This window comes from Ruegeria sp. CJ2 (assembly GCF_056536745.1).
In genome coordinates this window covers 20,554-43,781 of the sequence record NZ_JBQFQF010000003.1, presented here as the reverse complement: position 1 = coordinate 43,781, position 23,228 = coordinate 20,554, and the positions used below count along the sequence as shown (strand labels likewise).

Genomic DNA, 23,228 nt, shown 5'->3' with positions numbered 1-23,228 from the left:
CCTATTCTTCAGAAAATTATAAACTCCGCACCCTAGGCCGCCGATACCCCCCCGCAGGCCCCACAACCAACTCATGCAGCGCCCAGACCAACGCGTCGACCCGGTCGGGCGAGCCCTGCCCTTCGAACCCGCGCGCGGTCATCTGGCACATCTGCTCCTCCAGCGTGTCCAGCCCGGCCACATGGCTCACCCGCCCCTGTTCGTACAACGCCGCCACAGGCTCGGCCCGCGCGACCTTGCCGCGCGACGCTCTCACCGCGCGGAACGGGGCCAGAGCGTCCACCTGCCGCACGACCTCCTCCACCAGTTGCCCGCCCTGATTGACTTCAGCCACCAGTCGTTCCGCTCCAAACTCGTCCATCGCGTCGATCGCCGCCTGCGCCCAACCCGCCGGACCAACGCCCTGTACCGTGCGGTCGGCCAGCACATAGGCGCGCCACTCCTCGGGCGGCCCCTGCACCTGCGCGCCCACAACCACGATCCCGCAAGCATCCGCGCTGGAACCAGCCGTCACCGCCGGGTCCAACGCCACCACGATCCGATCCAACGCGGGAACTTGCGCACAGTGCGCCGCCTCCAGCATCGAACCGGTCCACAGCGCGCCCTCGGCATCCGACAGCAGCACCCCGTCCAACTCCTGCCGTCCCAGCCGCGTACCTGCATAGCGCGCACGGACCTCGGCCAAAAACGAGTCCGCCAGATTAGCCCGGTTCGCCTCGGTCGGCGCGTGAGTCTGGACGGTGGACGGCGAGGCCAGCAGATCCTTCAAAACCTTCACATTGCGCGGCGTGGTCGTCACGCAAACGCGCGGACGTTCCCCCAAACGCAACGCAAATTGCAACATATCCCAGGTCTCAGCCGCCTTTTTCCACTTGGCCAGTTCATCCACCCAGGCCGCATCGAATTGCGGGCCACGCAGCCCCTCGGGATCATGCGCTGAAAACGCCTGCGCCTCGGCTCCGTTGGGCCAGATCAGCTTGCGTTCCGACGCCTTCCAGACCGGCCGACGATCCGGGGGCGAGCATTGCAATATGCCGCTGTCGCCAAAGATCATCACGTCGCGTACCTGATCAAAAGTCTCACCCACCAGCGCCACCCGGCTGGCTTCGCCCTTGTCCAGCGGTTTAGACCCCTCAACCATCGACCGCACCCATTCGGACCCGGCGCGCGTTTTACCCGCACCGCGCCCGCCCATAATCACCCAAGACCGCCAATCGCCCTCGGGCGGCAGTTGATGCGGTAGCGCCCAGAACTCAAACAGGAAAGGGAGGGCGCACAGCCCCCCCTCCCCGATCTCACTCAGAAATCTGTCCCTCACCGCAGCATCGGCGGAGGCGAGCCAGCCTGCACCCAACCTCAAATCGAGCGCGCTCAAGGTCGAGCGCGTATCCCCCTTGGGCAATTCCGGCTTGTCTGTGATGTTGTTCGACAAAGCTTATCTCCACTTTCTGGCAACTTCGGATCAGCCCCTCTAACTGACCCAGTTGCTTGCCTGCTCCGGCAAAGTCTGCATCCTCCCCGGCACCGATCTGCCTGCGCAGTTCTTCCGCTGCTTGGCGCAGTTCGCGAATGGATCGCTCAAGCGACTGCAACAAGTCAGCCGTCTGGGAAATCCGCTCTTCCGGGGTAATCAAAGTCATGTGTGCCTGTGACCTCATGCGTGAGTTTTCTCCGCACGAGAGAAGCGAAAAACGGCCACCGGGCTTCCCCAGGGCCGTTACCCACCTCTTCTAGCATGACACAGAGACTAGGATAATAAGCTCGCAAAGTCAAATACTTACGCAACACCAACGCAACAGGGACCGACCTGTAGATCAACTATTTCTCAAGACCTTCCACCTCTGGATCGCAACTTTCCATATCTTCAATATCAAACACACCGTTTGGGAAACTTACCAATTACACAGCGGAAAACTTGACATTCCCTCGCCAAACACGCATGTGCCCCAAAACACAGCGCTGCCGCGTGAGCATGGATGGTCATATTCGACCTCACAGCGCCCAACCCTCTCCAGTTCCCCTTCACGCAGGGTTCTTGTTGCGATGGCCGGACGGCACAGGGCTCGCCTGTGCGTCCCGAGGCTTCGCGAAACCCTGTAGGCTCGTGCATTCCGCACGTGTCGATGTACTTGTTCGTGGCCGATATGAGGTCGCGGATTGAAAAGGATGATTACTTGTTCGACTTTGACATGCTGGGCCTTGCTCCGGCTCTGAATGACGCGCTGAAGCGCGCAAACTTTACCCAACCCACTCCGATCCAGAACCAGGCTATTCCGATGGCGCTGCAGGGTCAGGATATTATGGGGCTGGCGCAAACCGGCACCGGCAAAACTCTGGCCTTTGGGCTTCCTCTTATCGACCACCTGTTGGCTCAACCCGGTAAACCTGCCCCCAAGACCGCCAAGGCGCTGATCCTTGCGCCGACGCGCGAACTGGTCAATCAGATCGCCGAAAGCCTGCGAAATCTGACGAAGAAAACTAAAATCCGCGTCGCAACCGTTGTGGGCGGTCAGTCCATCGGCAAGCAGATTTCTTTCCTTGCACGCGGAACCGATATCCTCGTCGCGACCCCCGGTCGTCTGATCGACCTGATGGAGCGCGGCGCGGTTGATCTCAGCTCGGTCCGTCATCTGGTGCTGGACGAAGCGGACCAGATGCTGGACATGGGGTTCATTCACGCGCTGCGCCGCATTGCGCCCGAGCTTGGCACGCCGCGTCAAACCATGCTGTTTTCCGCCACTATGCCCAAGCAGATGGAAGAAATCAGCCAGACCTATCTGACGAACCCGCAGCGCATTCAGGTCTCCCCTCCCGGGAAGGCCGCTGACAAGATCACGCAGTCGATCCACTTCCTGAGCCGGGCAGAAAAGCCCGCCAAGCTGCGCGAACTTCTGTCCGAAGATGCCGACGCGCTGACACTGGTTTTTGCGCGCACAAAGCACGGCGCAGAACGATTGATGAAAGACCTCGTCGCTGACGGCTTTAACGCGGCCTCCATTCACGGCAACAAAAGTCAGGGTCAGCGTGACCGCGCAATCAAGGCGTTTCGCGCGGGTGAAATCAACGTGCTTGTGGCAACCGATGTCGCCGCGCGCGGTATCGACATTCCCGGCGTGGCATACGTAATCAATTACGACCTTCCTGAGGTGCCCGACAACTATGTGCACCGGATCGGCCGCACTGCCCGCGCAGGTCGCGAGGGTGAAGCAATCGCATTCTGCGCACCGGATGAGTTGGATCAGCTAAAGCAGATTCAAAAGGTAATGAAGATCGAAATCCCTGTCGCCAGCGGCACAATGCCGGAATTTGCAGAGCCCAAAAAGCCGCGCAAGCGTGGCGGGTTCCGTCGTCGTGGACCAAAACCTCAGGCAGCTAACGCTTCCGCCAAGCCTGGATCAAACCAGCGTCGGCGGCAGAAAAGAAAACCAGCCGCATGAATGAAAAAAGGTGCCGCAACACGCGGCACCTTTTTTAGTTTCCTGAGCTTTGGCGCTCGGCTTCTATCTCACGCCATTTGGCGACATTGCGGTTATGCTCGTCCAGCGTCTCCGCAAACGCATGCCCGCCTGTTCCGTCCGCAACAAAGAACACATAATTCGTGTCTTCCGGGGCGACCGCAGCCTCTAGGCTGGCAAGACCTGGATTCGCGATCGGGGTCGGTGGCAACCCATCAATAACATAAGTGTTCCAAGGTGTTGCACGACGAAGCTCACTCCGACGCAGGCCGCGTCCCAAAGTTCCCTGACCTTTCGTTACGCCATAGATGACGGTCGGGTCAGTCTGCAGCTTCATACCGCGCTCAAGCCGGTTCACGAAAACACTGGCCACCTGTCCGCGCTCATGCGGAACGCCCGTTTCCTTTTCGATGATCGAGGCAAGGATGAGCATTTCTTCCGGGCTGCTGATCGGCAGATCATCCTGCCGGTTTTCCCAAACCGCATTGACGCGCAACTGCTGCCTGTCCTGCATCCCCTGAAGAATGGCGTTCCTGTCAGCGCCACGTACCACGTCATAACTGTCGGGTGCCAACATCCCCTCGGCAGGAATTTCAGTCACTTCGCCGGTCAGGGCATCAATCTGTTTCAGCCCTTCGACGACCTGCCACGCGGTAACGCCTTCGGCCACCGAAACGCGATAGCGCGTATCAGCGTCGTTGCGTTTCTCGGTATAGGCAGCGGGCGCTTCCTCTTCGGTGACATCGAACGATGCAATCTCATCAAAGTCGAGCGTTGCAGGATTCAACTCACGCACCCGAGTTTGGATGCGCGTCACACCAATGCGGTATTCAATCTCGGATCCGCAAGTGCTCGCGCCGCTGCGCGTGATTTCGTCGATGATCTGCTCCATCGACGCGCCTTCGCGCACCAGGAAACTGCCTGCTTTCAACTGCGGAGCTTTGTCCGTGTAATCTGCCGCCATCCGGAAGATCATCGCGCTGCTGATCGCGCCCTGATCCTCCAGTTTCTGGCTGACTTCGGTCATGTTGGACCCGCGCTCCACCTGTAGGCAGATCGCGGTTTCCAGTGGACCTTCGTTTTTGTAACGCGATTGCCCCCACAGGATGAGGCCGCCCGACAAGAACAAGCCGACCACCAGAATGGTCAGCATATTAGACGCCAGTGCGCGCCACATTTAGCTGACCTTTCCGAAGATCACGCTGGCATTCGTGCCACCAAACCCAAACGAGTTGGACAGCGCCACATTGATCTCACGCTCACGCTTGGCGTTCGGAGCCAAGTCAATGGGCGTTTCCACGGCTGGATTGTCCAGATTGATCGTCGGCGGAGCCACCTGATCCCGAATTGCCAGGATAGAAAAGATCGCCTCGATCGCGCCAGCAGCGCCAAGCAGGTGGCCCGTAGCGGATTTGGTCGAGGACATGGTCGCATTTGCGGCGTGTTCACCCAGCAACCGCTCAACCGCGCCCAGCTCGATTGTATCCGCCATGGTCGATGTGCCATGCGCATTGATATAATCCAGGTCCTTCGGCTCCAGCCCCGCGCTGCGCAGCGCGGCTTTCATCGAGCGTTCAGCCCCGTCACCATCCTCGCTCGGTGCGGTGATATGGTAGGCGTCGCCGGACATGCCGTATCCCAGCACCTCGGCATAGATTTTGGCACCGCGTGCCTTGGCGTGTTCATACTCTTCAAGAATGACAATACCGGACCCTTCACCCATAACAAAACCATCCCGATCAACATCATAAGGACGGCTGGCAGCCTTGGGGTTGTCCGCATATTTGGTGGACAGCGCTTTACAGGCGTTGAACCCCGCGATGCCGATCTCGCAAATGCAGCCTTCACCGCCACCTGCGACCATGACATCGGCGTCTCCTGCACGGATAATCCGGCTTGCGTCACCGATGGCGTGGGCCCCTGTCGAACACGCGGTAACGACCGAGTGGTTCGGCCCTTTGAAGCCGTGGCGGATGGAAACCTGCCCAGACGCCAGGTTGATCAACGCCCCGGGAATAAAGAATGGGGATACCCTGCGCGGTCCCTTGTCGCGGATCAGGTTCGCCGTTTCCGCAATGGACCCCAGACCACCAATTCCCGAACCGATCAGGACACCGGTGCGCAAGCGCGCCTCTTCATCCTCGGGAAGCCAACCCGCGTCCTTGCAAGCCATTTCAGCAGCCGCGATCGAATACAGGATGAAATCCTCAACCTTGCGTTGCTCTTTCGGCGACATCCATTCATCGGGGTTGAACGTCCCGTCCGATCCATCCCCACGGGGGACTTCGCAGGCGTAGGTCGTGGTGACCCCGCTTGCCTCGGCATCGAACAGCGTGATTGGTCCCGCGCCGGATTCTCCATCCAACAGCCGCGACCAGGTTTCCTCGACCCCACTGGCCAACGGAGTGACCAATCCCAGACCGGTTACAACGACTCTGCGCATGAAGTGCCTCTTGCCTGCTTCGTGTTTAAGAAACGCTCATACCCCGTGCCGGGGTGCGGGGGCAAGAGCAACAGCAAATTCTGCGTTGAACACCTGACGCTGCGAAAGGCAAAGACATGCCGAAAGTGGACCCCCAAGCCTAAAATAAAATCCGCCCCCTCAAAATAGATGAGGAGGCGGACAGAGCGTTCGGACTTGTCTTACTGAAACTCAGCCACTGGCTCGTGAGCCGCGCTTGCGACACTCAGGGCTTCTGACAAATCAATTGTCTTGCGGAACAACGCCCGACCGACCAGCGCACCCGAGATATTCGGGATATAGGCCAAACGTGAAATATCATCCGCCGTGCGCACAACGCCGCTTGCGATGATAGGCGTACGAGACTTTTCGGCCAGACCCGAGATCAAACCCAGCTGCGCCTCAACGTCTTCCATATCGCTGTCGATATCGGTCACGAGAATGGCGGCGAAAGGCGTGTCGGCGAAAGCCTCAATAAATGCGTCAGGGGTAAAGGCACTTTGGCTGCGCCAGCCTTCCGTCATAACCTGACCCTGCCAGACATCCACGGCCAAAACGATCTGGTCCGGATGCAGCTTGGCAAGTTCTTTGACCAGGTTAGGATCCCAGGCGGCCAAGGTACCGATCACGATCCGCCCGGCGCCTTTGTCGATCCAGTATTCAACTTGCTCGCGGGTCCGCATGCCACCTGCCAGTTGCACGGGAATCTCTGCCGAACGGATAATTTCCTCGACCAGTTCCGAGTTCGTGTCGCGCCCTTCAATTGCGTCGAAATCCGTCAGGTGCATCCATTCTGCGCCGGCAGAGGCCCAGCTATGCGCCGTTTCTGCGGGATTCACGTGCCAAATCATGGCCTCGTCCAAACGGCCTTTGTCCAGCGTGACACACCGGCCGTCCTGCAGTTCCATCGTGGGGTAAATCCTCATGAGCTTACTCCTCCGCCCAATCATTCTGGAAGTCCAGAATATCATAAACAGAGAATTGCGGTCGGGTTCTACCAGTTTCGGCAAACTACAGACAGTTTGCGGCATCGACCTTTGCGATTCAGTGGCGCGTAGGAGGTCCGTTTCGGCGCAACAGATGGACAGGTGAACCTTGGAACTCACCTTCTCTCATCAACACGTATCCCAGCTTTTCCGCCAGTTTCTGAGAAGCCGAATTTGATGAATTCACCAATGCAACCAATGGCCCCGGCATAATTCGGTCGAACCAATCATGTGCGGCCTGCGCCGCCTCCAAGCCCAGACCCCGACCCTGCGCTTCGGGTGCCAGAACCCACCCAGCCTCGGGAAAACTGTCAAAGTCTTCGCCCAACGCGCGATTTCCATAGAAAAAGCCCGCTTGCCCAATCATCTGACGATTCGATTGCTGGATGACCGCCCACTGACCAAATCCGGCCATTTGCCAGTGACCCGCGTTTCTGAGAAACGAATCCCACGCTTCGCCGCGCGATCGGGGTGTACCACCGATATGCCGCACGACACACGGGTTCCGCCAAATCTCGGCGAACCGATTAAAATCCTCGGGCCGCATGCCGCAGAGCGTCAGGCGTGCCGTGTTGATCATCGGGGTGGATCGTATCATGCCCTGCCCGCTCAGATATTTTTGCCTCACTCAAATGGTGGCGGAGGAACGTCGCGGCTGGCAAGCAAGAATTCCGCTCGGGCACAAAAAAACGGCGCCTCCGTTGCCCGGAAGCGCCGCTTTTGACTGAATTCGAAGGTCTTAGGACGCTTCAGAGATGAACTTGACGGCGTCGCCAAAGGTCTGGATGGTCTCGGCTGCGTCATCGGGGATTTCGATGCCGAACTCTTCTTCGAAGGCCATGACCAGTTCAACAGTGTCCAGGCTGTCTGCGCCCAGATCGTCGATGAAAGAAGCGTTTTCCGCTACTTTGTCTTCTTCGACACCCAGGTGCTCAACAACGATCTTTTTAACGCGATCTGCGACGTCGCTCATGTCTATTCCTCATTCCGTTTCAGGGCGTAGTGCCCGGTTCTGCCCTTGCCCGCTCAGGCTGGCTTTGATTTGCCCGATCCGGGCGGTTAAGGTCCCCGATTACCGGGAAAGTAGAAGGCCGACCGTTTGGCCGACCCCTGCATTTATGCGCCGCCTATAGCACAGACAACGCCCGAGGCAAACGCTTTCGCACCTGCCCCGATCCGCGCTCACAACATGGCCATACCGCCGTTAACATGCAAGGTGGTTCCGGTAACATATCCAGCTTCGGGGCTGGCAAGATACAGAACCGCCGCCGCAATTTCCGAGGCATCCCCCATGCGACCTGCGGGAACCTGTCCAAGAATTCCCGCCTTCTGGTCATCCGTCAGCTTGTCGGTCATCGCGGTCGTGATGAATCCTGGCGCCACAGCATTCGCTGTAATCCCCCGGCTGGCGACCTCATAGGCCAGTGATTTGGTCATACCAACCATCCCCGCCTTGGATGCGGCATAGTTCGCCTGACCGGGGTTGCCCGTGGCACCAACAACCGACGAGATGTTGATGATCCGGCCCCAACGCGCCTTCATCATGCCACGCAACACGCCTTTGCACAGCTTCGCGGTCGAGGTCATGTTGACGTCGATGACGCTCTGCCATTCCTCGTCCGACATACGCATGAACAGGTTGTCGCGGGTAATACCGGCGTTGTTGACCAGAATATCGACCGACCCCATTGCCTCAGCCGCTTGCTTCGGCAGGGCTGCGACAGCCTCGGGGTCGCTTAGATTGCAGGGCAGCACATGGGCGCGCTCGCCCAGTTCACCAGCAAGGGCTTCCAGCGGCTCAACCCGCGTACCCGACAACGCAACTGTCGCGCCTGCAGCATGCAAAACGCGCGCGATCTCACCGCCGATCCCGCCCGAGGCACCGGTGATCAGTGCGTTCTTACCTGTCAAATCAAACATTCGATTATCCTTTTCATACGCATCCACCGATGCGCTGTGTCTTACGATTCGGCCTGCGTCACATTCTGCACGTCATCCGGCGTGCCAACAGCTTTACCCGCGATCGCGCGGTCGATTTTGCGGATCATCCCAGACAAGGCTTTGCCTGCCCCGATTTCCCACGTTTCGGTCACGCCCTGCGCGGCCATGTACTGAACGCTTTCGCGCCAACGAACTGATCCCGTGACCTGTTCCACCAGCAACTGCCGGATCAGATCCGGGTCGCTAATGGCCTCGGCGCGCACATTCGCGATCAACGGCACGGCAGGTGCCTTGATTTCAACACCGGCCAGAGCTTCATCCATCACATCCGCCGCAGGCTGCATCAGCGCACAGTGGAAAGGCGCGCTGACAGGCAGCATGACTGCGCGCTTGGCGCCCTTTTCCTTGGCAATCTCGGCCGCGCGTTCAACAGCGGCTTTCGCGCCCGAAACCACAACCTGAGTCGGATCGTTGTCGTTTGCGGCCTGACAAACCTCACCCTGCGCGGCTTCGTCCGCCACAGCGCGTACCGCATCCAAATCCAGCCCAAGGATCGCGGCCATTGCGCCCTCGCCCACTGGAACAGCGCTTTGCATCGCTTGCCCCCGGGTGCGCAACAGGCGCGCTGTATCCGAAACTGACAACGCGCCAGACGCAGCCAATGCTGAATACTCACCCAACGAATGGCCTGCCACAAATGCAGCATCCGTGACGGAAACGCCCTCAGCCTCCAACGCGCGCATCGCTGCCATCGACGTCGCCATCAATGCGGGCTGCGCGTTCTGGGTCAGTGTCAGTTCAGCGATATCGCCTTCCCAGATCAGGCTGCTCAGCTTTTCGCCCAATGCTTCATCGACCTCGTCGAATACCGCCTGCGCGGTGGGATACGCCTCGGCCAGAGCCTTGCCCATTCCGATGGTCTGGGCGCCCTGCCCGGGGAAAACAAATGCGCGTGTCATTGCAACCTCTTGGATGACGTTAGGTTGCGGCGGGGTGTAAACCGTGTGACCGCGCGGCACAAGCACTGCCTTGGGTCTGCGCCTTGGCACCATAGCTGTGCGCGGCCCGCTATTGTGTCCTGACTGTATGGCGATAGGTTGATCGCAGCGATCCTATCTCCGGAGCACCAGATGTCCGCGACGAATACCTTCTCCAGCTATGGCAGCGTAACCAAGACCTTTCATTGGCTGACCGCCCTGTTGATTTTGACCGCTCTGCCGTTGGGCTGGATCGCAAACGACATAGCCCACGCTATTTATGATCCGACGATACCAACCACCGAGGATGACATCGCGCGAGCCGCTCGTTTGTTTTCACTGCACAAGACTGTGGGCATCACCGTTTTCTTCGTCGCGCTGGCCCGTATCCTTTGGGCTGTCTCACAAACCAAGCCCGGCCTCTTGAACGCCGATAACAAACCCGAAGCCTTCGCTGCTGAAACCGTTCACTGGCTGCTCTACGGGTCTTTGGTTCTTGTTCCTTTGACCGGTTGGGTGCATCACGCAGCGGCTGAAGGTTTTGCGCCGATCCTGTGGCCATTCGGACAAAACCTGCCGTTTGTTCCAAAGTCCGCGCATCTGGCAGAGTTCACAGCCAGCCTGCACTGGTTGTTTGTCTGGACCCTTGCCGGATCTCTGGTTCTGCACATTGCCGGGGCGCTCAAGCACCATGTCGTCGACAAGGACAGCACCCTTCGGCGAATGCTGCCGGGCAACGCACAGGCACCTGAACCACCTGCGCAACATCACTCGTCAGTTCCGGCTATTGCGGCACTTGCGGTCTGGGGCGCAGTTCTGATCGGTGGATGGAGCATCGGTGCATTCGACCATCATTCCGACGCCGGCGCGGACACTACCGAACTGGCCGAAGTGCAATCCGACTGGCAAGTTCAAGAGGGTACTCTGGCCATTACGATCACTCAATTGGGCAGCCCCGTGACCGGTCAATTTGAGGAATGGACCGCAGCCATCGCATTTAATGACCCGGCGCAACCCGGGCTGGCCGGGTCAGCCGAGGTAACCATTGCCATCCCTTCACTCAGCCTTGGCACCGTCAGCGGTCAGGCCATGGGCGCGGATTTCTTCGACAGCGCACAATTTCCAACGGCCAGCTTCAAAGCGGACCTGTACAAAACCGAAACCGGGTATGAGGCACGAGGGCCCCTGACGATCCGCGACAAATCACTGGATGTCGTTCTACCGTTCACGCTGAACCTTCAGGAGGATAGCGCGACCGTGACCGTCTCCGGGCAATTAGAACTGAACCGCATGGATTTCGGCGTCGGCACATCTCAACCCACCGAAGACTCCTTGGGTTTTGCGGTTGTTGTTTCGGTAGACCTGACTGCAACGCGCGGCGAATAAAAAAACCGCCGGAGCCATAAGCTCCGGCGGTTTCGCACTTGATACCTGAAGTTGCCTTAGTCGGCTTTCTGAGCCTCGACTGAAATGCGGACCTCAACCTCATCACCAACGAAGGGGGCAAACTGACCGAGGTCGAATTCGCTGCGCACAAGCGTCGTTGTCGCATCGAAACCCGCCCAAGGCTTGCCAGCCATCGGGTGTTCGCCAACCTGATTGAGTTTGGCGTCCAGAACAACCGACTTGGTCACGCCATTCATGGTCAGGTCACCCGTGATGTTCGCGGTATTTTCACCTGTGACCTCGATGCCGGTTGAGGTGAATGTCACCAGATCACCTTCGGCTGCGCCAAAGAAATCCTCGGTCATGAAGTGATCTTCGCGCGGCTTCCAGCCGGTAAACATCTCGATCACGGGCATCGAAACCGAAACGGTCGAAGCTGCCGGATTTTCCTGATCAAACATGATCTCGCCCTCGAAACCCGAGAACATTCCGTAGGTGGTCGAAAAACCAAGGTGGTTGTAGCTGAAGATGACCTGGCTGTGGCTGGGGTCCAGAACGTATTTTTCGGCGCTTGCAAACGCCGAAGTCGCTGATACGGCCAGAGCAGCAGCAAGAAGTGTGGATTTCATGACAATCTCCGAAATGTTGTGGATGCAAACCTGTTGGGTTGCTCGATAACGAAAATGTGCCGCCCAAGGGCGGCACACAAGTCCTATTCTCTCACAACATCTGTTCCTATTTGAACAGAATAGAAATCAGGCGAAAATTGTTACACTTCCGCTCAGTTGACCCTTGAGCGCTCGGCTGACATCCGCCGACTGCAGCGGCAACTTCATCAGCAGGCTGCCATCGACGTCGAACAACTCAACCTGATCGTCTGAAAATTTGGCACCACCCAGCGTGTCATAGCTGCGGCGCAGTACGGTCTGTGGGCGACCGTTTTCATTCTTTTGCAGCACCCGAACCTCGCGGCGGATCGGGTCGAAATAAGCATCGGGGCGTGCATCCAGAACCTGAATAGTCAGCAGGCTAACACCTACGATCAAGAACGCCAGTGAAGCAGCCAGCTTGATGGGCCATACTTCGGCAGCCATCACCGATCCCGGCGCCAGCCACATCGAGAAGGACATCACAATCAGAAAGGCGCCAACAACGCGGGCCAAGACCATCCGCACCTTCCAGTTGGGGGCGAAAGTGATCAGGACTGGAACTGATTTTTCAAAAGTCGCGGTATTCGCGGACTGTTCAAACGTATTCGTATTAATCGCGGTCATTTTTCTCACCCTGTTCTCAGGTTGCCGACTTGGGTCCGGTGTGTCCGGTTTTTGTCCCGGTATGACATTCAATTTCGATTTGAAAAGCGTCAGGAATTGGGCAACCCAAAGGAAATAGCAGGACTTCACCATGGCATATGTGACGGGACTTGCCCCCCGGCCATAAACGTGTATACGGGGCCATCCTTCGCTAATCGTATGAATCGCGCAGCCTCTCGTGGCAGGGTCGCGGAGGGTTGAATGGCCCCGCCTTTGAAGTGCGCCTTGATATAAACAGGAGTGCACATGCCACTGTATGAGCATGTAGTGATCGCGCGTCAGGATCTGTCCAACGCGCAGGCAGAAAGCCTTGTCGAACATTTCGGCACCGTTCTGGCTGACAACGGCGGCAGCGTCGTCGACAGCGAGTACTGGGGCGTCAAGACGATGGCTTACAAGATCAACAAAAACCGCAAGGGCCATTACGCCTTCCTCAAGACTGACGCGCCCGTGGCTGCGAAAGACGAGATGGAGCGCCTGATGCAGCTGCACGACGATGTCATGCGCGTTCTGACCATCAAGGTCGACGAGCATGCCGAGGGCCCCTCGGTCCAGATGCAGAAGCGCGACGAGCGCGAAGGCCGCCGCGAGCGCCGCTGATCTAACGCCTGACGAAAGGACATAAACCATGGCCGCAAAACCATTTTTCCGCCGCCGCAAGGTCTGCCCGTTCTCGGGTGAGAACGCGCCGAAGATCGACTACAAAGACACCCGTCTGCTGCAGCGCTACATCTCTGAGCGCGGCAAGATCGTTCCTTCGCGCATTACTGCTGTTTCGGCAAAAAAGCAGCGTGAACTGGCTCGTGCTATCAAGCGCGCCCGCTTCCTCGCCCTGCTGCCCTACGCCGTGAAGTAAGGAGAGACTGACATGCAAGTTATCCTGCTGGAACGCGTTGCGAAACTGGGTCAGATGGGCGACGTCGTTGACGTCAAGCCCGGCTTTGCCCGCAACTTCCTGCTGCCCCAAGGCAAAGCGCTGAGCGCATCGGACGCCAACATCGCGTCGTTCGAAGCCCAGAAAGCACAGCTTGAGGCACGCAACCTGGAAACCAAGAAAGAAGCTGAAGCACTGGCTGAAAAGCTGGACGGTCAGCAGTTCATCGTGATTCGCTCGGCATCGGATGCTGGCGCTCTGTACGGCTCGGTCACCCCGCGTGACGCCGCAGACGCCGCGACCGAAGCTGGCTTCACCGTCGACAAGAAACAGGTCGCCCTGGTCGCTCCGATCAAGGAACTGGGTCTTCACGCGGTTGCAATCAAACTGCACCCCGAGGTCGAAGTTGAGATCAAGATGAACGTCGCCCGTTCGGAAGAAGAAGCCGAGTTGCAGGCGTCGGGCAAGTCGATCCAAGAGCTGGCCGCTGAAGAAGAAGCCGCTGCAGAGTTCGAAATCGCCGAGCTGTTCGACGATATCGGGTCCGCCGCGTCCGAAGACGACGAGCTGGTGACCGAAGAAGCTCCGGCTGAGGAAGAAGACGAAACCAAAGCCTGATTTGGTGGTCTAACCCATAAAAAGGCCGCACGGAATGTGCGGCCTTTTTTGTCTGCACGTCCTACGGGCAAAATTCGGCCAGATTCTTCACCTATGCTTGCAGTCCGACGATTGATTCCTATCATCGCGCCCAGAATGACCGGAGACATTATATGACACCCCTCCTACGCCGCGGTGTTCTGGCCATGCTGCTTGCCGCTCCCCTTGCTGCTTGCGGTGCCCCCGAAACGCCAACCCGCGCCCAGTTCGATCCCCCGCTCTATCCCAACGAAACCCCTGAGCTTCGTGCGTCGATCAACAAGTGGGCCGATCACTATGAACTGCCGCGCGAGCTTGTCCACAAACTGGCGATCCGGGAAAGCACTCACCGCCCATGGGCGGTAAATCGACCTTATTATGGTTTGCTCCAAATCCTGCCTGCGACTGCAAGATCAATGGGCTATACCGGCAATCCCAAGGGCTTACTCGACGCGGATACCAATCTGGAATTTGCGGGAAAATACCTGAGAGGTGCCTGGCTTTTGTCTGACGGCGACCAGCAGCGCGCAATCTTTTTGTATGCCAAAGGATATTACCCTGAGGCGAAAGCACGCGGAATGCTTGTCGAAACCGGCCTGAGGCCAGAATAGCCGCATCGCACCAAACAAAGACAAAAAAGCGAAAAACCGCCGACAATATGCGGGTTTTGGCCTATCTCTGTGGCTGTTTCCCTGCAATACACCTGCTTGAACTTCACAAATTACTTGCCCTTCATGGCATTGGTAACACAACGTATGATTTAGTATGGACAGATATGGCTATTCTTTGGGGAAAGAATTGCCGCCACAAAGGTTGGACAAGTGAAACTAATAGACTTGGCCGCGATCGACCACGAGGAGAAGTCGGCCGCCGACATAATAACTGCCGTCTGCCAGGAACTTGGCTTTGACTACGCGTCCTATGCCACATTCAATCCCGTCAAAGGGGATGTGCAGGGCTACGCGAACTATCCTGACGAATGGAAGATCCACTACGGAACCCAGGGCTTTCACCATTTCGACCCCACTCTGTACCAGTCCGTCCTTAGCATCGCGCCCGTGGATTGGGGCCGGTTTAACCACGACGAAAAATTCCACGCCGTATTTCGCGACGCCCATGATTTCGGGATTACGTCCCGTGGGTTAACCGTGCCCGTGCGGGGGCCTTACGGCGAATGTGGGCTCTTGAACGTCACGCGCGACTGCTCGGACGAAGAATGGGAAAAGCTGAAAAGACACGTCATGGGCGACCTGCAACTGGCAGCGGTACAAGCCCATGACACGGTCATGCAATCCGGACTGTTGGCCAAAGCCCTGTACCTGCCCGCCCTGTCGACGCGGGAAAAAGAGATCCTGCAATGGGTCGCGGAAGGTAAATCCCAGCAGGACATAGGCGACATTCTGTCAATCTCGCACCGCACCGTCGAAGTCCATATGCGGTCTGGTCGGGAAAAGCTGGGGGCTTTGACGACTCCGCAGGCAATTGGGCGCGCAATTGGTCTCGGCCTGATAGCTCCCGGTTAACAAGAAACTTAAAACCCTACGGGATACCCCCAATAGCGTAAGCTTCGAACATGGTTAACTTTACCTCTACGGTAACCAGACTGTAGGGGGATGGATATGATCATCGTAATTGATGGTATCAACCAACACAAATTTAGAGATGTCCTTGATGAAATGTACCAATTGCGCGCGCGTGTCTTCGGCGAGCGATTGGGCTGGGATGTAAATATCACAAACGGGCGCGAGCGCGATCAGTTCGACGATTTGCACCCTGCACATGTTGTCAGCATCAACGACGATGGGGACGTCGTTGGCTGCATGCGGCTGTTGCAGACCACCGGGCCGCACATGCTGTCCGATGTGTTTCATTCGATTTTGGATGGCGAACCTCCGATCCGCAGCGCGCGGGTCTGGGAGGCTACGCGGTTTTGTGTCGACACCAGACGGCTCTCGCAGGGCCGCGGCAAGAACACCGTTTCATATGTCACCAGCGAGGTCATGATCGGCTCATTCGAGTACGCGATGGCGGCCGGGGTTCTGGATTCCATCGCGGTGATTGACCCGGTCATGAACCGGGTTCTGCAACGGTCCGGCAATGCACCATACGACTATGTCGGCACCGCCAAACCGATGGGCAAGGTGGTCGCTATGGCGGCACTGATGGATTGTTCCGAAGAGCGAATTTCAGGAATTCGGGAATATGCAGGCATCAATCATGATGTCTTTCTAAGCGACGAAGCCGCGCTCGACCTGTTCGCCGGAACCAAAATCAAACCGAAAAAGCCGGCGAACTACGACCACAAACCGCTGAGTCAATTAGAGAAATACTTTGTGGAACAAATGAATGCGGCCACGACCAAGGCAGAAGTCGAATCTGTTCTGCAATTGATCGAGGCGCTGTCGGATAGTTTCACGCCAGAGCAGAAGATCGCTCTGCTGAATACCCCCCGTGCTTTAGCTTATGAGGCCTAACCCCCTTACCTCATTCCACTAAAGCCACACTGTCGGAGCCGTCTTTTTGCAGGCGGCTCCGATTTTTTTGCCCAATGCAATATCGGGCGGAAGAGGATTATTCCTCTTCCAGTGCTTCCACGGCTTTTTGCAGGTCGTCTTTGCTGACTTCTTTGTCAGCCACCTGAGCCAGTTCGACGATATAGTCGATGACTTTGTCTTCAAAGATCGGCGCGCGCAGTTGCTGCTGCATCTGAGCGTTCTGCTGCACGAATTCAAAGAACTGACGTTCCTGACCCGGGTACTGACGTGCCTGGTTCATGATCGCCTGAGTCATTTCTGCGTCGGTGACCTCAACCTCGGCCTTCTGACCCAGTTCTGCCAGCAGCAGACCCAGACGCACGCGGCGCTCGGCCAGTTTGTTGTGCTCGTCGGTGGGCTCGATCTCGCCGTGATCGTGGCCTTCAACTTCTGGGTTTTCTTCGTGCCACAGTTGATGCGCGATCTGTTTGGCTTCGGCTTCCACCAGCGACGGCGGCAGGTCAAACGAAACCTTCTCGTCCAGCACATCCAGCAGCGCGCGCTTCATCACCGCGCGCGATGCACCGGCATATTCAGCTTCCAGACGCTCGGCGATTTGACCCTTCAAGGCCTCCAGATCTTCGGCACCGAACTTGGTGGCAAGCTCGTCGTTCACTTCGGCTGCGACCGGTTCTTTCACTTCTTTTACAGTGCAGGTGAAGACAGCCTCTTTGCCTGCCAGATGCTCGGCGCCGTATTCTTCGGGGAAGGTGACGTTGACGTCTTTTTCTTCCTCGGCCTTCACACCAACCAGCTGCTCTTCAAAGCCGGGGATGAAGCTGTTCGAGCCCAGAACCAGCGGGTAATCTTCGGCCGAGCCACCTTCGAATTCTTCGCCGTCCACTTTGCCGACAAAGTCGATCACAACCTGATCGCCATCTTTGGCTTTCGACCCTTTGCGGCGCGCTTTGAAATCCTGCGCGGTTTCAGCCAGGTTGTTCAGTGCCTCTTCGATGGCCGCGTCGTCGGCTTTGACGACCAGCTTTTCCAGTTCAACCGATTTCAGGTCAACTTCGGGGATCGCGGGCAGCGCTTCATAGGACATCTCGACATGGACGTCGTCGCCTTCTTTCCAGTCCTCATTGGTCATCTTGACCTCGGGCTGCAGCGCGGGACGCTCACCGCTGTCTTCAAAGTGCTTGTTCATCGCACCGTCGATGCTTTCCTGCATCGCTTCACCCAGCAGACGCTGACCGAACTGCTTTTTCAGCAGCGCCATCGGCACCTTGCCTTTACGGAAGCCTTTCATTTCGACTTCCGGCTGCGCTTCGGTCAGCTTTTCGTTGACCTTTTCATCCAGCTCAGCTGCGGAAACGACGATGTTATAGCCGCGTTTCAGACCTTCGTTCAGCGTCTCGGTAACCTGCATTATGGTAGTCCCCATAGGATTCGGGGCGCGCAAAACGGCGCGCCGGGCAAATTTGACGCCTTCTATTTGTCCTGTGGCCCGCGTGCAAGAGGCAAAGCCCGGATCAGCCTTGTTTTGCCACCGAAACGGACAAAAAAACGCCCCGAAATCCGTCGGGACGTTTCAAGCCGTTTCGCAGCAGATCAGAAGCGCCAACGCGCACCCAGGGCCCAGGCTTCGTTCTTGTCAAAATCCACTGTGCCATCGAAATCGTGGCTGCGGTATTTCAGGTAGGCATCGGTGTTGATGCTGTCGATCCGCTGAACGACCGCGATCCCCCAGGATTTGGTGCTGGACCCTTCGTTGCTAAAATCAGAGCCATCGAAATAGTCGATGCCGATCCCTGTCTGCCCCCACGAAACCCAGTCGTCCTCATAGGCAACCTTGGCATACCAGTAATCAGGGTCACTGGCACCTGCGGCCGTGTCATCACGCGTACCCAGCGCTGCCGTAAAACTGAACCCGCTCGGCAAAAGAACAGAGGCCGACCCGATCGTGTCCTTCCGCTCCCCCGAACTGTCATCGAAATCACGCACCGCATAAGCGATGCTGGCGGCGAACTCCACCCCGTTGGCAAACGTGTTCCCGTATGAAACCGCGATATCGTAATAGTCATCATCGTCGCTGTCGGACAGGATATTCTGGCCATAGGCAATCGCGGCCGAGAACCCATTGAAATCCGGGGTGTCATAGCGAATTCTTCCCCTGCGACCACCGTCAAAGTTGCTGGCGGAATCGCCAACCGTGATCGCACTCAGCAAACCGTCAGGCTGTCTGTAGAAAAACGCTCCGTTTTCATCGTTTGTGAACGAATAGAGCGCCGTACCGACATAAGACAGGTCAACTTCAGCAGCCCCGTCCGACGCCATGCTACCTTGCCCGGCCGAGAATTTTCCATAGCTTCCCCGCAGTGCAAAATCCACATGACGCAGATCTTCCCGTGACCAACCATCGTTGTTGGTTCCATTCTGGTTGGCCGACCCTGTGCTGGGCAGGCCGAGGCCAGTTTCGAACCAGAACGTAAACTCGTTGCTGCCATAGGGTTGCATCAGACGCAGCCCGACGCGGCTGTTTGACAGATCGTTGTCAAGCAGGCGCGTTTCGGTTTCCTCGCCATCGTCAACGGAGACAATCACCGGATGGAATTGCCCGTATAACTCGACATATCCACCACTGTTGTTTTCATATTTTAGCTCTGCTGCAGCAGGCGCTGCTGCCGCCGCTGCCAAAACAGTTGCCACTGAACTAAGCACAATTCTCTGGGTCATTTCACTCACCATGAAAAAATTCCGGTTTCCGGCACTGCCCAATCGCGCACCAATCCCCATTTTTTCACAAGCATCCAGCCATCCAGATCAAGTCGCGTATGCCAAGCGCAACCACAACAACTAAATGCCTGTAATATTTATACTGTTCAAATTTTCAAAAGGTGTTTCATTTACTCCTCTCCAATGCATCAAGAGTGCAGCCCAGCCACACGTGTTGCAAACATTCGCTGCTGGTCCGCACGACTTTGATGGGCCAATAGCCGCCGAGACAGATCACGCTCGGCCAATTACCGCCGATACAATCACATATTCATTTCTTTAAAAACACAAGGCAATTGTTCTGGCAAATCCTCTGCAATCAGCCCAGGACCAAAGGACACTGCGCATTCAACATGCAGCCAGGCGGCAGATTCCGCCGCCTGCATCGGGTCAAATCCTCGCGCCAAAAGCCCGGTTATGAACCCCGCCAGAACGTCCCCTGACCCTGCTGTCGCCAGCCAGGGTGCCGCACGTTCATAGAATGCCGCATTGATCGAGCATCGCCCATTCGGAGCAGCGATGACTGTATCCGGCCCTTTGAACAAGACGACACATCCAGCTCTCTCAGCGGCCTCACGGGTGGCGTCCACCTTGGAATAAGCCGGGCCCGTGGTCGGGGTAGCCTCCAGTTTCTCGGAAATATCGGGGAACAAACGCGCGAACTCGCCCCCATGCGGGGTCAAAACGCAATTTTCATGCAGGCGGCTAAACAAAGCAGAAGGATCATCTGCAAACGCCGTCAGTGCATCCGCGTCCAGCACAGTCGCGCGATTGGCGCTCAGAGCAGCCGGGACAAGCTCTTGCGCCCGTTCCACTCCCAACCCGGGACCTAAGCACAGCGCATTCAGCCGGTTATCCGACAACACATCGGCAAGCCCCTCGCCCCCTTCGACACGCCGTAGCATGATGGCCGTCACCTGCGCCGCCACTTCCATCTGCGCGGCCGAAGGAACACCCAGTGTCACCAACCCCGCCCCAATCCGCAAAGCCCCCCGCGCCGCGAGCCGCGCCGCGCCGGTTTTCGCCGCACCGCCTGAGAGGATAAGTGCGTGGCCGTGGGTGTATTTGTGATCGCATAGCTTTTTGGAGAGATACTGGGGCAAGTTGCTTTGATCTGCTTCCGTACACAGCACCCGAACCAGTTTTTCCTGATCATGGAGCTTAACCAAAGCACTGCCGACCGCTGAATCAGACTCTTCCAGTGACGGCAGCCCAATGCCAGCCACAACAGTCTTTCCACAATATCGGGGACCATCCGCGATTAGATGGCCAATCTTTCTGGAATGAAATGAAACGGTCAAATCAGCCGAAATTGCGGAGCCTATCGCCCGACCGCTGTCTGCGCACAACCCACTAGGTGTATCTACGGACACAACCCGAACACCTTTCTCCATTAGCAGAGTTTTCACCGCCTCTTGAGCCAAAAGGCTGAACGCACCCCCAAAAGGACGGGTCAATCCGGTTCCAAACAAACTATCGACAATCAGGTCCAAATGATCCGGGAAAGGCAGATACTCATCCACCAAGGGCGGTGGATCAATCTTTCGAACATTGACGGTCCCGATCTCCACCCACCGCTCATAATTCACCCGTGCATCCGGCGGCAGCTTCTCGACATCCCCATACAGGAACACCTCAACCTGCCACCCTAACCCATGCAACAGCCGCGCCACGACGAACCCGTCGCCGCCGTTATTCCCTGGCCCACACAACACAACAGCGCGTAGCGGATCCCCTTCATCTGGCCCCAAATATCCCGGGGAGCGCGAGGGGCTGGCCCCTCGCTTGCGCAACTCCGGCCACTCTTCGAAAATCGCATCAACGACACCCTGCCCGGCCCGTTCCATCAACTCCAGCCCGGTCACCTCACCAGACCCGATCGCCGCCTGTTCGATGGCTCGCATTTGCGCGGCGGTCAGCAATTCCGTCATCTCAATCCCTCTGTCGATTCACTTTTGATTATTTTTTGTGCAAGTCGACCAAAATTTAACCGGCCCTCTATTTTCTCTTCACCCGATGACGGGCATTTACGCAATCGGATTGCCGACCGATCTTAGACGTGGTCAGTGCCATCCTGACAAGAGTTAAAGGGAGCTCGGGATGAAGAAGATCGAAGCGATCATCAAACCGTTCAAACTCGATGAGGTGAAAGAGGCATTGCAGGACGTCGGCGTCCAGGGCCTCAGCGTGATCGAGGTGAAAGGGTTTGGTCGTCAGAAAGGCCACACCGAACTGTATCGCGGTGCGGAATACGTGGTCGACTTTCTGCCCAAAGTGAAGGTCGAAGTCGTTTTGGATGACGATCAGGTCGATGCTGCCATCGACGCCATCGTCTCGGCCGCTAAGACCGACAAGATCGGCGACGGCAAGATCTTTGTCTCGCCCGTTGAACAAGCCATTCGCATCCGGACCGGTGAGACCGGCTCGGAAGCACTGTAATCGAACGCACTCAAATCAGAGGAATAGAGAGTATGAGCAAGGACGCAGTTCTTCAGCTGATCAAAGACGAAGGCGCCGAATACGTCGATGTTCGCTTTACCGACCCGCGCGGCAAGCTGCAGCACGTGACCCTGATGGCCGATCAGGTTGACGAAGACTTCCTGGAAGAAGGTTTCATGTTCGACGGTTCGTCCATCGCGGGCTGGAAGTCGATCGAAGCATCCGACATGAAGCTGGTCGTCGACACCGAAAGCGCCTATGTCGATCCGTTCTACGCGGAAAAGACCATCTGCGTGCACTGCTCGGTTGTCGAGCCCGACACCGGCGAAGCCTATGAACGTGACCCGCGCGGCACCGCACAGAAAGCCGAAGCCTACCTGAAAGCATCGGGTATCGGCGATGTGGCCTACATGGGCCCCGAAGCTGAATTCTTCCTGTTCGACGACGTCCGTTTCTCGAACAGCATCAACAAGGTATCCTACGAAGTTGATGCAACCGACGCATCGTGGAACACCGACACCGAGTACGAGATGGGCAACATGGGCCATCGTCCGGGCGTCAAGGGCGGCTACTTCCCGGTCAACCCGATCGACGAAGCGCAGGACCTGCGTTCGGAAATGCTGTCGACCATGAAGCGTCTGGGCATGAAAGTGGACAAGCACCACCACGAGGTTGCGTCCTGTCAGCACGAGCTGGGCCTGATCTTTGACAGCCTGACCAAGCAGGCCGACGAACTGCAGAAGTACAAATACGTCATCCACAACGTGGCACACGCCTACGGCAAATCGGCCACCTTCATGCCGAAGCCCATCGCAGGTGACAACGGCACCGGCATGCACGTGAACATGTCGATCTGGAAAGACGGCAAGCCGCTGTTCGCTGGCGACAAATACGCTGACCTGTCCGACGAAGCCCTGTACTTCATCGGCGGCGTTCTGAAGCACGCCAAGACCCTGAACGCCTTCACCAACCCGTCGACCAACAGCTACAAGCGTCTGATCCCGGGCTTTGAAGCCCCCGTTCTGCGCGCTTATTCGGCTCGTAACCGTTCGGGTTGTGTCCGTATTCCGTGGACCGAAAGCCCGAAAGCCAAGCGCGTCGAGGCTCGCTTCCCCGATCCGGCCGCGAACCCTTACCTGGCGTTTGCCGCTCTGCTGATGGCTGGTCTGGACGGCATCAAGAACAAGATCGACCCTGGCGAAGCCATGGACAAGAACCTCTACGACCTGCCTGCCGAAGAACTGGCCGATATCCCGACCGTTTGCGGCTCACTGCGTGAAGCTCTGGAAGCGCTGGCATCGGATCACGACTTCCTGCTGCAGGGCGACGTGTTCACCAAAGACCAGATCGACGGCTACATCGCACTGAAGATGGAAGAGGTCGAAACCTACGAGCACACACCCCACCCGGTTGAATACGGCATGTACTATAGCTGCTAATCCGGTTCTGGGTTTACATCTGCAAGGGCGTCCATTCGGGCGCCCTTGTTTCATTTGGGGCGATCTTCCAGA

General features: G+C 57.4%; 24 protein-coding genes. 10 read left to right on the top strand and 14 right to left on the bottom strand.

Features of this window, described 5'->3' with window-relative positions; translation table 11 throughout:
• Positions 1–16: 16 nt before the first annotated feature.
• The gene (locus ACR0MS_RS04750) at positions 17–1,318 is read right to left on the bottom strand and encodes a DNA-packaging protein (RefSeq protein WP_480569902.1); all 1,302 of its coding nucleotides are present in this window, start codon (positions 1,316–1,318) and stop codon (positions 17–19) included.
• A complete protein-coding gene (locus ACR0MS_RS04745) occupies positions 1,296–1,640 on the bottom strand; it encodes a hypothetical protein (protein ID WP_480569899.1) in 345 nt (114 codons plus the stop codon). Before ACR0MS_RS04745 ends, ACR0MS_RS04750 begins: the two co-directional genes overlap by 23 nt.
• A gap of 534 nt (positions 1,641–2,174) precedes the next feature.
• Between ACR0MS_RS04745 and ACR0MS_RS04740 the strand changes: the two genes are divergently transcribed.
• Complete coding sequence (locus tag ACR0MS_RS04740) at positions 2,175–3,437, top strand: DEAD/DEAH box helicase (protein ID WP_480569896.1); 1,263 nt, start codon at positions 2,175–2,177, stop codon at positions 3,435–3,437.
• Positions 3,438–3,471: 34 nt separating this feature from the next.
• Here the strand turns inward: ACR0MS_RS04740 and mltG are convergent, their stop codons facing one another.
• From mltG to fabD, 7 genes are all read right to left on the bottom strand, one after another.
• Complete coding sequence (gene mltG, locus ACR0MS_RS04735) at positions 3,472–4,632, bottom strand: endolytic transglycosylase MltG (protein ID WP_480569893.1); 1,161 nt, start codon at positions 4,630–4,632, stop codon at positions 3,472–3,474.
• A complete protein-coding gene (fabF, locus tag ACR0MS_RS04730) occupies positions 4,633–5,898 on the bottom strand; it encodes a beta-ketoacyl-ACP synthase II (protein ID WP_480569890.1) in 1,266 nt (421 codons plus the stop codon).
• A gap of 200 nt (positions 5,899–6,098) precedes the next feature.
• Positions 6,099–6,842: a 1-(5-phosphoribosyl)-5-[(5-phosphoribosylamino)methylideneamino]imidazole-4-carboxamide isomerase gene (locus ACR0MS_RS04725; protein WP_480569887.1), complete on the bottom strand. Its 744-nt coding sequence runs from the start codon at positions 6,840–6,842 to the stop codon at positions 6,099–6,101.
• A gap of 118 nt (positions 6,843–6,960) precedes the next feature.
• Positions 6,961–7,500, bottom strand: coding sequence for a GNAT family N-acetyltransferase (locus ACR0MS_RS04720; RefSeq protein ID WP_480569884.1), 540 nt, complete (start codon positions 7,498–7,500; stop codon positions 6,961–6,963).
• A 141-nt stretch (positions 7,501–7,641) separates the two neighbouring features.
• Positions 7,642–7,875: an acyl carrier protein gene (locus ACR0MS_RS04715; RefSeq protein WP_008756330.1), complete on the bottom strand. Its 234-nt coding sequence runs from the start codon at positions 7,873–7,875 to the stop codon at positions 7,642–7,644.
• A 209-nt stretch (positions 7,876–8,084) separates the two neighbouring features.
• Complete coding sequence (gene fabG, locus ACR0MS_RS04710; protein WP_480569881.1) at positions 8,085–8,822, bottom strand: 3-oxoacyl-[acyl-carrier-protein] reductase; 738 nt, start codon at positions 8,820–8,822, stop codon at positions 8,085–8,087.
• Positions 8,823–8,863: 41 nt separating this feature from the next.
• On the bottom strand, positions 8,864–9,802 hold the full coding sequence (fabD, locus tag ACR0MS_RS04705) for an ACP S-malonyltransferase (protein WP_480569878.1): 939 nt from the start codon (positions 9,800–9,802) through the stop codon (positions 8,864–8,866).
• A 171-nt stretch (positions 9,803–9,973) separates the two neighbouring features.
• Here fabD and ACR0MS_RS04700 point away from each other — a divergent pair, with 171 nt between their 5' ends.
• The gene (locus ACR0MS_RS04700; protein ID WP_480569875.1) at positions 9,974–11,206 is read left to right on the top strand and encodes a cytochrome b/b6 domain-containing protein; all 1,233 of its coding nucleotides are present in this window, start codon (positions 9,974–9,976) and stop codon (positions 11,204–11,206) included.
• Positions 11,207–11,262: 56 nt separating this feature from the next.
• On the opposite strand, the gene ACR0MS_RS04695 is transcribed toward ACR0MS_RS04700, so the two are convergent.
• Together ACR0MS_RS04695 and ACR0MS_RS04690 are read right to left on the bottom strand one after the other, a co-directional pair.
• Positions 11,263–11,835 (bottom strand): YceI family protein, encoded by a 573-nt coding sequence (locus ACR0MS_RS04695; protein ID WP_480569872.1) that lies wholly within the window; start codon positions 11,833–11,835, stop codon positions 11,263–11,265.
• Between the two features lie 126 nt (positions 11,836–11,961).
• A complete protein-coding gene (locus ACR0MS_RS04690) occupies positions 11,962–12,480 on the bottom strand; it encodes a hypothetical protein (RefSeq protein ID WP_480569869.1) in 519 nt (172 codons plus the stop codon).
• Positions 12,481–12,765: 285 nt separating this feature from the next.
• Between ACR0MS_RS04690 and rpsF the strand changes: the two genes are divergently transcribed.
• From rpsF to ACR0MS_RS04660, 6 genes are all read left to right on the top strand, one after another.
• Positions 12,766–13,119, top strand: a complete 354-nt coding sequence (gene rpsF, locus ACR0MS_RS04685; RefSeq protein WP_171122168.1) for a 30S ribosomal protein S6 — start codon at positions 12,766–12,768, stop codon at positions 13,117–13,119.
• A gap of 28 nt (positions 13,120–13,147) precedes the next feature.
• Complete coding sequence (gene rpsR, locus ACR0MS_RS04680; RefSeq protein ID WP_005608650.1) at positions 13,148–13,375, top strand: 30S ribosomal protein S18; 228 nt, start codon at positions 13,148–13,150, stop codon at positions 13,373–13,375.
• A 12-nt stretch (positions 13,376–13,387) separates the two neighbouring features.
• Entirely contained in the window at positions 13,388–14,011 is a 624-nt protein-coding gene (gene rplI, locus ACR0MS_RS04675; RefSeq protein ID WP_480569867.1) for a 50S ribosomal protein L9, read from the top strand.
• Between the two features lie 152 nt (positions 14,012–14,163).
• Positions 14,164–14,640: a transglycosylase SLT domain-containing protein gene (locus tag ACR0MS_RS04670; protein WP_480569863.1), complete on the top strand. Its 477-nt coding sequence runs from the start codon at positions 14,164–14,166 to the stop codon at positions 14,638–14,640.
• Between the two features lie 210 nt (positions 14,641–14,850).
• Positions 14,851–15,552, top strand: coding sequence for a helix-turn-helix transcriptional regulator (locus ACR0MS_RS04665; protein WP_480569859.1), 702 nt, complete (start codon positions 14,851–14,853; stop codon positions 15,550–15,552).
• Between the two features lie 96 nt (positions 15,553–15,648).
• Positions 15,649–16,503: an acyl-homoserine-lactone synthase gene (locus ACR0MS_RS04660; RefSeq protein WP_480569856.1), complete on the top strand. Its 855-nt coding sequence runs from the start codon at positions 15,649–15,651 to the stop codon at positions 16,501–16,503.
• A 97-nt stretch (positions 16,504–16,600) separates the two neighbouring features.
• Here ACR0MS_RS04660 and tig read toward each other — a convergent pair whose 3' ends face one another.
• The 3 genes from tig to ACR0MS_RS04645 form a co-directional block, all read right to left on the bottom strand.
• A complete protein-coding gene (gene tig / locus ACR0MS_RS04655) occupies positions 16,601–17,932 on the bottom strand; it encodes a trigger factor (RefSeq protein ID WP_480569853.1) in 1,332 nt (443 codons plus the stop codon).
• A 182-nt stretch (positions 17,933–18,114) separates the two neighbouring features.
• Positions 18,115–19,239, bottom strand: coding sequence for a porin (locus tag ACR0MS_RS04650; protein ID WP_480569849.1), 1,125 nt, complete (start codon positions 19,237–19,239; stop codon positions 18,115–18,117).
• A gap of 302 nt (positions 19,240–19,541) precedes the next feature.
• Entirely contained in the window at positions 19,542–21,209 is a 1,668-nt protein-coding gene (locus ACR0MS_RS04645) for an NAD(P)H-hydrate dehydratase (protein WP_480569846.1), read from the bottom strand.
• Between the two features lie 169 nt (positions 21,210–21,378).
• Between ACR0MS_RS04645 and ACR0MS_RS04640 the strand changes: the two genes are divergently transcribed.
• A complete protein-coding gene (locus ACR0MS_RS04640) occupies positions 21,379–21,717 on the top strand; it encodes a P-II family nitrogen regulator (protein ID WP_170354532.1) in 339 nt (112 codons plus the stop codon).
• Between the two features lie 32 nt (positions 21,718–21,749).
• Positions 21,750–23,156, top strand: coding sequence for a type I glutamate--ammonia ligase (glnA, locus tag ACR0MS_RS04635; RefSeq protein ID WP_475208957.1), 1,407 nt, complete (start codon positions 21,750–21,752; stop codon positions 23,154–23,156).
• Positions 23,157–23,228: the final 72 nt, after the last annotated feature.

What these genes read in the sequence shown, in the direction of transcription:
- ACR0MS_RS04745 (WP_480569899.1), bottom strand. Translation starts at nt 1,640, where the DNA reads ATGACTTTGATTACCCCGGAAGAGCGGATTTCCCAGACGGCTGACTTG.
- mltG (WP_480569893.1), bottom strand. Translation starts at nt 4,632, where the DNA reads ATGTGGCGCGCACTGGCGTCTAATATGCTGACCATTCTGGTGGTCGGC.
- fabF (WP_480569890.1), bottom strand. Translation starts at nt 5,898, where the DNA reads ATGCGCAGAGTCGTTGTAACCGGTCTGGGATTGGTCACTCCGTTGGCC.
- ACR0MS_RS04725 (WP_480569887.1), bottom strand. Translation starts at nt 6,842, where the DNA reads ATGAGGATTTACCCCACGATGGAACTGCAGGACGGCCGGTGTGTCACG.
- ACR0MS_RS04720 (WP_480569884.1), bottom strand. Translation starts at nt 7,500, where the DNA reads ATGATACGATCCACCCCGATGATCAACACGGCACGCCTGACGCTCTGC.
- ACR0MS_RS04715 (WP_008756330.1), bottom strand. Translation starts at nt 7,875, where the DNA reads ATGAGCGACGTCGCAGATCGCGTTAAAAAGATCGTTGTTGAGCACCTG.
- fabG (WP_480569881.1), bottom strand. Translation starts at nt 8,822, where the DNA reads ATGTTTGATTTGACAGGTAAGAACGCACTGATCACCGGTGCCTCGGGC.
- fabD (WP_480569878.1), bottom strand. Translation starts at nt 9,802, where the DNA reads ATGACACGCGCATTTGTTTTCCCCGGGCAGGGCGCCCAGACCATCGGA.
- ACR0MS_RS04700 (WP_480569875.1), top strand. Translation starts at nt 9,974, where the DNA reads ATGTCCGCGACGAATACCTTCTCCAGCTATGGCAGCGTAACCAAGACC.
- ACR0MS_RS04695 (WP_480569872.1), bottom strand. Translation starts at nt 11,835, where the DNA reads ATGAAATCCACACTTCTTGCTGCTGCTCTGGCCGTATCAGCGACTTCG.
- ACR0MS_RS04690 (WP_480569869.1), bottom strand. Translation starts at nt 12,480, where the DNA reads ATGACCGCGATTAATACGAATACGTTTGAACAGTCCGCGAATACCGCG.
- rpsF (WP_171122168.1), top strand. Translation starts at nt 12,766, where the DNA reads ATGCCACTGTATGAGCATGTAGTGATCGCGCGTCAGGATCTGTCCAAC.
- rpsR (WP_005608650.1), top strand. Translation starts at nt 13,148, where the DNA reads ATGGCCGCAAAACCATTTTTCCGCCGCCGCAAGGTCTGCCCGTTCTCG.
- rplI (WP_480569867.1), top strand. Translation starts at nt 13,388, where the DNA reads ATGCAAGTTATCCTGCTGGAACGCGTTGCGAAACTGGGTCAGATGGGC.
- ACR0MS_RS04670 (WP_480569863.1), top strand. Translation starts at nt 14,164, where the DNA reads ATGACACCCCTCCTACGCCGCGGTGTTCTGGCCATGCTGCTTGCCGCT.
- ACR0MS_RS04660 (WP_480569856.1), top strand. Translation starts at nt 15,649, where the DNA reads ATGATCATCGTAATTGATGGTATCAACCAACACAAATTTAGAGATGTC.
- tig (WP_480569853.1), bottom strand. Translation starts at nt 17,932, where the DNA reads ATGCAGGTTACCGAGACGCTGAACGAAGGTCTGAAACGCGGCTATAAC.
- ACR0MS_RS04650 (WP_480569849.1), bottom strand. Translation starts at nt 19,239, where the DNA reads ATGACCCAGAGAATTGTGCTTAGTTCAGTGGCAACTGTTTTGGCAGCG.
- ACR0MS_RS04645 (WP_480569846.1), bottom strand. Translation starts at nt 21,209, where the DNA reads ATGACGGAATTGCTGACCGCCGCGCAAATGCGAGCCATCGAACAGGCG.
- ACR0MS_RS04640 (WP_170354532.1), top strand. Translation starts at nt 21,379, where the DNA reads ATGAAGAAGATCGAAGCGATCATCAAACCGTTCAAACTCGATGAGGTG.
- glnA (WP_475208957.1), top strand. Translation starts at nt 21,750, where the DNA reads ATGAGCAAGGACGCAGTTCTTCAGCTGATCAAAGACGAAGGCGCCGAA.